The sequence below is a fragment of the Mesorhizobium sp. M7A.F.Ca.AU.001.01.1.1 genome, from assembly GCF_004022735.1.
GTDB classification, from domain to species: domain Bacteria; phylum Pseudomonadota; class Alphaproteobacteria; order Rhizobiales; family Rhizobiaceae; genus Mesorhizobium; species Mesorhizobium ciceri.
In genome coordinates this window covers 1-8,346 of sequence record NZ_RZPF01000238.1, presented here as the reverse complement: position 1 = coordinate 8,346, position 8,346 = coordinate 1, and the positions used below count along the sequence as shown (strand labels likewise).

At 62.5% G+C, this 8,346-nt stretch carries 11 protein-coding genes; 4 read left to right on the top strand and 7 right to left on the bottom strand.

What is annotated here, in order from left to right:
- The 3 genes from rpoN to ptsN form a co-directional block, all read left to right on the top strand.
- A partial coding sequence (gene rpoN, locus EN884_RS16325; RefSeq protein ID WP_128360628.1) for an RNA polymerase factor sigma-54 occupies positions 1–1,195 on the top strand: 1,195 nt, incomplete at its 5' end.
- 265 nt (positions 1,196–1,460) lie between these two features.
- Positions 1,461–2,045 carry a ribosome-associated translation inhibitor RaiA gene (gene raiA / locus EN884_RS16320; RefSeq protein ID WP_013529588.1) on the top strand — a complete coding sequence of 195 codons (585 nt, stop codon included), beginning with the start codon at positions 1,461–1,463 and terminating at the stop codon, positions 2,043–2,045.
- A 121-nt stretch (positions 2,046–2,166) separates the two neighbouring features.
- A complete protein-coding gene (ptsN, locus tag EN884_RS16315) occupies positions 2,167–2,631 on the top strand; it encodes a PTS IIA-like nitrogen regulatory protein PtsN (protein WP_013529589.1) in 465 nt (154 codons plus the stop codon).
- 92 nt (positions 2,632–2,723) lie between these two features.
- On the opposite strand, the gene EN884_RS16310 is transcribed toward ptsN, so the two are convergent.
- Together EN884_RS16310 and EN884_RS16305 are read right to left on the bottom strand one after the other, a co-directional pair.
- Positions 2,724–2,978: a DUF1150 family protein gene (locus tag EN884_RS16310; RefSeq protein ID WP_013529590.1), complete on the bottom strand. Its 255-nt coding sequence runs from the start codon at positions 2,976–2,978 to the stop codon at positions 2,724–2,726.
- A gap of 65 nt (positions 2,979–3,043) precedes the next feature.
- Positions 3,044–3,469 carry an Hsp20 family protein gene (locus EN884_RS16305; RefSeq protein WP_013529591.1) on the bottom strand — a complete coding sequence of 142 codons (426 nt, stop codon included), beginning with the start codon at positions 3,467–3,469 and terminating at the stop codon, positions 3,044–3,046.
- A 315-nt stretch (positions 3,470–3,784) separates the two neighbouring features.
- Here EN884_RS16305 and EN884_RS16300 point away from each other — a divergent pair, with 315 nt between their 5' ends.
- Complete coding sequence (locus EN884_RS16300; protein ID WP_063170333.1) at positions 3,785–4,729, top strand: nucleoside hydrolase; 945 nt, start codon at positions 3,785–3,787, stop codon at positions 4,727–4,729.
- Between the two features lie 36 nt (positions 4,730–4,765).
- On the opposite strand, the gene EN884_RS16295 is transcribed toward EN884_RS16300, so the two are convergent.
- The 5 genes from EN884_RS16295 to EN884_RS16275 form a co-directional block, all read right to left on the bottom strand.
- Positions 4,766–5,143, bottom strand: coding sequence for a hypothetical protein (locus EN884_RS16295; protein WP_063169006.1), 378 nt, complete (start codon positions 5,141–5,143; stop codon positions 4,766–4,768).
- A 3-nt stretch (positions 5,144–5,146) separates the two neighbouring features.
- Positions 5,147–5,467 carry a hypothetical protein gene (locus EN884_RS16290; RefSeq protein WP_013529594.1) on the bottom strand — a complete coding sequence of 107 codons (321 nt, stop codon included), beginning with the start codon at positions 5,465–5,467 and terminating at the stop codon, positions 5,147–5,149.
- 101 nt (positions 5,468–5,568) lie between these two features.
- Positions 5,569–6,183 carry a LysE family translocator gene (locus tag EN884_RS16285; protein ID WP_013529595.1) on the bottom strand — a complete coding sequence of 205 codons (615 nt, stop codon included), beginning with the start codon at positions 6,181–6,183 and terminating at the stop codon, positions 5,569–5,571.
- Positions 6,184–6,295: 112 nt separating this feature from the next.
- The gene (locus EN884_RS16280; RefSeq protein WP_063169005.1) at positions 6,296–7,744 is read right to left on the bottom strand and encodes an amidase; all 1,449 of its coding nucleotides are present in this window, start codon (positions 7,742–7,744) and stop codon (positions 6,296–6,298) included.
- A 1-nt stretch (position 7,745) separates the two neighbouring features.
- Positions 7,746–8,346, bottom strand: a 601-nt coding sequence (locus EN884_RS16275) for a PfkB family carbohydrate kinase (RefSeq protein ID WP_128360627.1), incomplete at its 5' end; no start/stop codon positions are given.

Here is an 8,346-nt window from a genome sequence, read left to right as displayed (position 1 = left end):
GCTCGGTCCCGACCTGACGGCGCAATGGAAATCGGCTTCCGGCAATGGCGCGGGTTCCTCATCCGAGTGGTTTGACGCCGGCGACATGGCGACTGCTGCGATCACGCTGCGCGACCATGTCGGTGAACAGGTAGCGCTAGCCTTCGCCGATCCGGCTGCACGTCTGATCGCCGCCGACCTCGCCGACGGCCTTGACGAGACCGGCTATCTGCGTGCCGATCTGGCCGAGATCGCCGCTCGTCTCGGTGCGGATGCCGCCGCCGTGGCGAAGGTGCTGGCGGTGTGTCAGACCTTCGAGCCGGCCGGCCTGTTTGCCCGCGACCTGGCCGAATGCCTGTCGCTGCAGCTTGCCGTGCGGAGCCGGCTCGATCCGGCGATGAAGGCGCTGGTCGCCAATCTCGAACTCCTGGCACGGCGCGATTTTCACGCATTGAAACGGATCTGCGGTGTCGACGAGGAGGATCTGCTCGACATGCTGGCCGAAATCCGGGCGCTCGATCCCCGGCCGGGCATGGCGTTTTCGGGCGGCGCCAGCGACGCGATCGTCGCCGATGTGGAGGTGCGCGCGGCCAATGACGGCAGCTGGACGGTCGAACTCAATGCCGAAACGCTGCCGCGGGTGTTGGTCGACCATATCTATTTCGCCCAGGTCTCTCCGCAGGCCAAGAACCAGGCGGAAAGGGATTTTCTGGCCGAATGCCTGCAGAACGCCAACTGGCTGACGCGCAGCCTCGACCAGCGGGCAAAGACCATCCTCAAGGTCGCCTCGGAAATCGTTCGCCAGCAGGACGCCTTCCTCGTCCATGGCGTGCGGCAGCTGAAGCCGCTCAATCTGCGCACTGTGGCCGACGCCATCGGCATGCACGAATCGACCGTCAGCCGGGTCACAGCCAATAAATACATGCTGACGCCGCGCGGCGTGTTCGAGCTTCGCTACTTCTTCACCGCCTCGATCGCCGCATCGGGCGGCGGCGATGCGCACTCCTCGGAAGCCGTGCGTGACCGCATCAAGCAGTTGATCGACGAGGAGAAGCCCGTCGACGTGCTTTCCGACGATGCAATCGTCGACATGTTGCGCGAAAGTGGCGTCGACATTGCAAGGCGTACGGTCGCCAAGTACCGGGAAGGCATGAATATCCCCTCCTCGGTGCAGCGCCGGCGCGAGAAACGTGCGATGGCCAGCGCCGGGCGCTGAGGCGGGTCGATTTTCCACAAGCCAGCACTTCATTGACAAGCCGCGGTGAACTGGCTAGAAGCCCGCCCGCATGAGACGGGCTAGATGCCCGCATGCGGATGGTCCGTCACGACGTTGGCCTCGGGACGGTCAAAGGGCGGCTTGTGATCAACCGGAAAGTCTGGATTTAAAATCGGCGCAAGTGACGCCGCAAAGCTTGTGCGCACGGATCACGAGTATAAACTCGGGCCAGTTTGAAGCCTGAGCAAGGAAGGTCAGTTTTCAGATGAATCTGCGCATATCGGGAAAACACATGGACATCGGCGATGCGTTTCGGACACGCATCAACGATCGTGTCGGCGAAGCGATCGGCAAATATTTCGATCGCGGCTTTGCCGGACATGTCACGGTCATCAAATCGGGTTCGCGCTATTCGGCGGATTGCATGATCCGGCTGGATTCCGGCGCTTCGCTGCAGGCCACCGGCGATGCCCAGGATCCGACGCTTGCCTTCGAGGCGGCGGCGGACCGTCTGGAAACCCGCCTGAGGCGCTACAAGCGCCGGCTGAAATCGCACAATTCGGGCGCCGCCAACGGCCAACCGACCGACATAGCCTACACGGTGATGGCGCCGCTTGCCGATGACGACGAGGACATTCCGGAGAATTTCGCGCCGGCCATCGTCGCCGAATCAACCATGACGCTGAAGACCATGTCGGTGGCGTCGGCGGTCATCGAGCTCGACACCAAGGACAGCCCGGTCTTCGTCTTCCGCAACGCGGGAACCGACCATCTCAACATCGTCTATCGCCGACCCGATGGAAATATCGGTTGGATCGACCCGTCGACGACCAAGGTCGCACAAGCGTGACGACAACGGTCGCACGGTGACGACAAGGGTCGCACGGTGACGACGAGGTCGCACTGGGATAAGAGCCGGCCGCACGAGGGGTGAGGACTGGTGACGGCAGGCGAACAAGGGATTTTCAAGCATGGATCTGAGCGATCTTATCAACGTTCCGGCGATATTGCCGGCGTTGAAGGCGAACTCCAAGAAGCAGCTGCTGCAATTGCTGTCCGAACGGGCGGCGGCGATTTCCGGCATTCCGGAGCGGGAGGTGTTCGACACCATCCTGCAGCGTGAGCGGCTGGGTTCGACCGGCGTCGGCAACGGCATCGCCATCCCGCACGGCAAGCTGGCCGGCGTGAAGCGCATCGCAGGTGTTTTCGCCCGGCTGGAGACGCCTGTCGATTTCGAATCGCTGGACGATCAGCCCGTCGATCTGGTGTTTCTGCTGCTGGCGCCGGAAGGGGCGGGTGCCGATCACCTCAAGGCACTGTCGCGCATCGCGCGAGTGCTGCGTGACGCCGACACGGTGGCCAAGATCAGGGGTACGCGCGACGCCGCGGCTATCCACGCGCTTTTATCGGACACCCAGGCCTCGCACGCGGCCTGATTTTTCTGGTGAGACGAACTTCAAGGGCCGCCACGGGCGGCCCTATGCGTTTGAGCCTGCTGGTCGCGCCTAACAGGGCGGCGCGCTGGGTCTTAGTGGATGGCGACCGTGGTCAGGTCGTTTTCCATGGCACCGGCCAGTGCGCGGTCACGCGCGTCGGAAAGCAGGATCGGCTGGCCATTGGCTGCAAACAGCGCCCACAGTTCCATGCCGGGAGCGATTTCGCCGAGATTGGGGAAACGGCCGAGCAATTCGTCGCTCGAGACCTTTCTGAGATAAGCGACCGAGCCCTCGCCGAGATGAGCGAATTCGCCATTGGTCATGGTGATAGTTTCAGTTCTGGTCATTTCAAAGCCTCCTTGGCGCGAGGACGCCGCTCAAGGCCATCCCGCATGAGAGCCATCGGTAAAGATCAGTCTTTCACCGATATGTTTATTTTCCGTACCAGCCGTTCGGACTCCGGCCGATCGAGGTCGATCGCCAAAAGGCCGTTCTTCAACTCCGCTGCGATCACCCGCATGCCGTCGGCCAGCACGAAACAGCGCTGGAACTGGCGCGCGGCGATGCCGCGATGAAGAAATTCGCGCTCGGTGTCGTCGGTCTGACGGCCGCGCACGACCAACTGGTTTTCCTCCGTGGTGACATCGAGATCGCTTTCGGCGAAACCGGCGACCGCCAATGTGATGCGCAACCTTTCGGTTTTGCCGTCGGCGCCGCTGAGGCGTTCGATGTTGTAGGGAGGGTAGCTGTCACCGGACTTCGCCAGGCGTTCCAGGGTCTTTTCCATGGCGTCGAAACCAAGCAGAAGCGGGCTGGAAAAGGGCGTCATTCGGCTCATGTTACACTGTCCTCTCAAGAGCGACATAAAGTGGAAAAACCCAGATGGCATTTTTCCCGATGGCCTTGATATGGTCCGCCCCGCGACCAAGTTCAAGCCGTCAACAGACCCGCCCAAAAAGACCAGGCCGTGGACTCACAGGAATGACAGACATGGCGCTTGAAACGGCGAGCAGATGCAAGGAAAAGCGCGCGGGTCGGGATTGTCTTCCCCGGTCGAGCGGTTCGGCCTGGCAGCTCGCGGCCGCTTCGGCGTCATTTGGATGTTCCGATCGGATCGATGCAAGTCCACGACCTCGCCAAACAAGGAATTGAAATGCCCCAGTCACGCAAGATCATCATCGACACGGATCCCGGCCAGGATGATGCCGTCGCCATATTGCTGGCGCTCGGCAGCTCCGAACTGGAGATCGTCGGCATATCAGCCGTTGCCGGCAACGTGCCGCTGAAGCTTACCGAAAAGAATGCCCGCAAGATCTGCGAGCTGGCCGGCCGCCCGGACATCAAGGTCTATGCCGGTGCCATCCGGCCCCTGACGCGCGAACTGGTCACCGCCGAGGAAGTGCATGGCAAGACCGGCCTCAACGGTCCGCAATTGCCCGAACCGACGATGAAGCTGCAGGACCAGTACGCGGTCGATTTCATCGTCGAGACGCTGATGAGCGAAGAAAGCGGCACGATCACGCTTTGCGCGCTCGGCCCGCTCACCAACATTGCGCTGGCGCTGATCCGCGAGCCGCGCATCGCACCGCGCATCAAGGAAATCGTGCTGATGGGCGGCGGCTTCTTCGAAGGCGGCAATGTCACACCGACCGCCGAATTCAACATCTATGTCGACCCGCAGGCCGCAGATGTCGTGCTCAAATCCGGCATTCCGATCGTCATGATGCCTCTCGACGTCACCCACAAGGCGCTGACCACCGCCAAGCGCACGCAGGCCTTCCGCGCGCTGGGCACCAGGGTCGGCACCGCCACCGCGGAGATGTTGGAGTTCTTCGAGCGCTTCGATGAAGAGAAATACGGCACCGACGGTGGCCCGCTGCACGATCCTTGCGTCATCGCCTATCTGTTGAAGCCGGACCTGTTCAAGGGCCGCAACTGCAACGTCAGCGTGGAAACCGCCTCGGAACTGACCATGGGCATGACCGTGATCGACTGGTGGGGCGTCACCAAACGGCCGAAGAACGCCATGGTGATGCGCGACATCGACCATGATGCGTTTTTCGCCTTGCTGGTGGAGAGGCTGGGGCGGCTTAACTGACCGTCAGAACAGAACTGAACTTGTGAGCACGCGTCTTCACTCATTGAGAAACCGATAGGTGTCTCCGCCGCGCTTATGATGTTGCCGCTCGATGGGGATGACCGAACCGACAAGGTGCGGCATCCCCACTTCATCATCGATGGATGTCACCGCGCTGTTGCCATCAAGGCGGACATCGTATGTGTAATACAGCCCGCGCCCGGCAGCCATCTTCGGATTGATGGGCATTAACCTCACATACTCGATAGTGCCCATCACACTCTGAGTTGCCACAACCGGATTGTCCTGGTTCATCGCAATCGGGATCAGCGCCGCCAGGGGCAGTGCGCAGAAGAATACGACACCAATGACTGCGTCTCGGTATTCTGCCTGAAACAGAAGCAGGCGGTTTCTGAGAGAAGATACTGTTGCCATGATTCAATTCACGAATCGGTAGAAGACGAAGCCATTGTCGCGCGTGACGCGTTCGATGTTTGTGCGCGAGCCGATCAGATGCGGGTGATCGTCATCGATAAGGACAGACGAACCGTTCTCGATAGAAACCAGATATATGCCGCGGCCATGGTCCAACCGGACACTTTCGACGTTTGCCTCGACTGTGTCGACCGATCGGATCGGGCTGGCGTCGTTGATCCATTTGTTTGCCGCCAACATGATCATAACCGCAAACGCACCAATAAAGAGGATCACGCCAGGCGCGTTCCTCTTCAAACCATCCCAAGTCCAAAAGACAGACATGAATCCCTCAAGCCAGATTCATGTGGTGGTGGGACAGCACACTTTCAATCTGTTGCCATTCCAGGGTGCTGCAACTCCTTGCGGCGCCGGCTCGGCCGCCTTTACTTCGACCGCGAAAACGCCAGCCACAGGCCGCCGCCGACCATGAAGCTGCCGCTGATCCTCGACAGGAGTTTGATGCGGCCGGCCGACAGCAGGCGCCCGGCGCGGCCGGCGGCCAGCGCGTAAGTCGAATCCGAGAAGGCGGCGAAGATCATGGCGGTCAGACCCATGACGGCGATCTGCAGCGAGTAGTTGCCTTGCGGCGAAATGAACTGCGGAAAGAAGGCGCCGAAGAAAATCAGCGTCTTGGGGTTGCTCAGCGCCACCAGCAGGCCCTGCAGGAAGAAGCCGCCGCGCGGCTTTCTCGCTGTTCCATCGGCATTCAACGTGCCCTTGGAGCGGAACATCTGCACACCCATCCAGATCAGATAGGCCGCGCCGATCAGTCGTACCCACTCGAACCAGTGGCCCATGCCTGCGATCAGCGTGTTGAGGCCGATGCCGACGATGGCGATCATCACGGCAAGCCCGGCCTGCGTGCCGGCGACGTTGGCGAGGCCGGCGCGCGAGCCATGGCGGATGCTGTTGGCAATGATCAGCGTGACCGTCGGACCGGGCACCAGGATAATGACGATGCAAGCGAGGACATAGGCGGCGTAGAGTTCGAGCGACATGCTTTTTCCCCAGGAATACCGCCGAGGCGGCGCGGCTGAGGATAATCAATGCATGGCGGCGATAGCGATGCAAGCCGGTGCGCGAAGCGCCGCGGCCGCCAACGCGTGCGATTCAGGCGCCGGCCGGCCAGGGCAGTGTTGCCTCATAGGCGGCCGCCGCCTTGAGCACGGCAAGGTCGCCGCGTGGCCGGCCGATCAGCTGCATGCCCATCGGCCGCCCTCTATCGTCGAAGCCGACCGGCACATTGGCCGCCGGGCAGCCGCCCAAGGTCGCGAAGGCGGAAACCTGCATCCAGCGGTGATAGCTGTCCATTGTGCGTCCGGCGACCTCACGCGGCCAATGCGTATCGATGTCGAAGGGGAAGACCTGCGCTGTCGGCAGCGCAATCAGATCATAGCGGTCGAAGATCGACAGCAGCGTGCGATGCCAGGACGTGCGGATGACCGAAGCGGCGCGGATCTGCGGCGCCGTCAGCCGCGTTGCGTTCTCCACTTCCCAGATGGCTTCCGGCTTGAGCAGGCGGCGCTTCGCGGGATCGTCATAGTGGGTTTTGAGCGCGCAGCCGCTGCTGGCCTGGCGCAGCGTCACGAAGGCCTGCCACAGCGCTTCGAAATCGAAATCCGGCAGCAGGGGCTCGGTCGCGAAGGACGCTTCCGCAAAGCGGCCAAGTGCCGCCTCGCACAGGCCGAGAACGCCTGTTTCAACCGGCAGATGACCGCCGAGATCACCGAGCCAGGCGATGCGGCCACCAGTTGCGGGTATTCCAAGCCCTTCGAGGAACGAGCCGGGTTTCTCGTAGGACAATGGCGCGTGCGGGTGGTAACCGGCCTGCACATCGAGCAGCAGTGCCATGTCACGGACGTTGCGGCCCATCGGCCCGTCGACGCCCATCTGCGCATGGAAGACTTCGAAATCGGGTCCGCCGGGAACAAGTCCTTGCGACGGGCGGAAGCCAAAAACATTGTTCCAGGCGGCCGGGTTGCGCAGCGAGCCGCCAAAGTCGCTGCCATCGGCGACGGGCACCATGTCGAGCGCCAGGGCAACGGCCGCGCCGCCGCTCGAGCCTCCGGCGGTCAGGGCCGGATCGAAGGCGTTCAGCGTCGGCCCGAACACGGCGTTGTAGGTGTTGGAACCAAGCCCGAATTCGGGGACGTTGGTCTTGCCGATGATAATGGCGCCGGCATTGCGGATGCGCTCGACGAAGAAATCGTCCTCCTGCGGCACGAAATCGGCGAAGATCGGCGAGCCGAAAGAGGTCCTGAGGCCCGTGGTCGAGGCGAGGTCCTTGATGGCCATCGGCAGGCCGAAGAGCGGGTTGGTTTTGGCTCGCGTTGGGCTGGCATCGGCCGCATCGGCTTCGCGCAGGATATCGGCGCGATCGCGCAAGGAGACGATGGCGTTGACCAGCGGATTGACCGCCTCGATGCGGTCGAGGAATGCCGCCACCACCTCGCGCACGCAAAGCTCCCTCTCCCGGATCGCGCCGGCGAGTTCGACTGCGGACAGGCGGCAGATGTCGCCTGCCGGTGGCACGGCATGTTTTGTTTGAGGACGCAGCATTTTAATGGGTTTCCTGCAGCGCCTGATCGACGTCTTTGGCGAGCGGGATCGCCGGTTGGGCGCCAGGTTTCAGGCAGGCCAGCGAGCCGGCCGCGCCGGCGCGCGCCAGCGCCTGTTCGAGCGTGAGGCCCGACGACAGGCTGGCGGCGAAATAGCCGCAGAACGTATCGCCGGCGCCGACCGTGTCGACGGGGACGATCTTGCGCGCAGCAACGGCCAGGAACTCGGTCGGTGTCGCCGCCATCACGCCATCGCCGCCGAGCGTGACGACGACGGTGCGGCCGGTCTTTCCGGCAAAGTCGCGCATGCGCACCGCCCGATCGCGGCCTTGCAGCGACAGCGCTTCGCCATACAGGTCGAACTCGGTTTCGTTGGCGACGACATAGTCGGCCTTGCCGAGAAAGCCGGCTGCTTGCGCCTGGAAAGGTGCTGTGTTGAGCACCGTGATGGCGCCGGCCGCCCTTGCCTGGTCGAGGGCGGCATCGACGGTGGCCAGCGGAATCTCATTTTGCAGCAGCACGACGTCGCCTTTTTTCAGAAAGGCCTTGGAGAGATCGCCGGGCACCACGGAAGCGTTGGCGCCCGGCACCACGGCACTGATC

Bases quoted from the DNA above. Each gene is read 5' to 3' on its own strand.
- raiA (WP_013529588.1), top strand. From the start codon at position 1,461: ATGAATCTGCGCATATCGGGAAAACACATGGACATCGGCGATGCGTTT.
- ptsN (WP_013529589.1), top strand. From the start codon at position 2,167: ATGGATCTGAGCGATCTTATCAACGTTCCGGCGATATTGCCGGCGTTG.
- EN884_RS16310 (WP_013529590.1), bottom strand. From the start codon at position 2,978: ATGACCAGAACTGAAACTATCACCATGACCAATGGCGAATTCGCTCAT.
- EN884_RS16305 (WP_013529591.1), bottom strand. From the start codon at position 3,469: ATGAGCCGAATGACGCCCTTTTCCAGCCCGCTTCTGCTTGGTTTCGAC.
- EN884_RS16300 (WP_063170333.1), top strand. From the start codon at position 3,785: ATGCCCCAGTCACGCAAGATCATCATCGACACGGATCCCGGCCAGGAT.
- EN884_RS16295 (WP_063169006.1), bottom strand. From the start codon at position 5,143: ATGGCAACAGTATCTTCTCTCAGAAACCGCCTGCTTCTGTTTCAGGCA.
- EN884_RS16290 (WP_013529594.1), bottom strand. From the start codon at position 5,467: ATGTCTGTCTTTTGGACTTGGGATGGTTTGAAGAGGAACGCGCCTGGC.
- EN884_RS16285 (WP_013529595.1), bottom strand. From the start codon at position 6,183: ATGTCGCTCGAACTCTACGCCGCCTATGTCCTCGCTTGCATCGTCATT.
- EN884_RS16280 (WP_063169005.1), bottom strand. From the start codon at position 7,744: ATGCTGCGTCCTCAAACAAAACATGCCGTGCCACCGGCAGGCGACATC.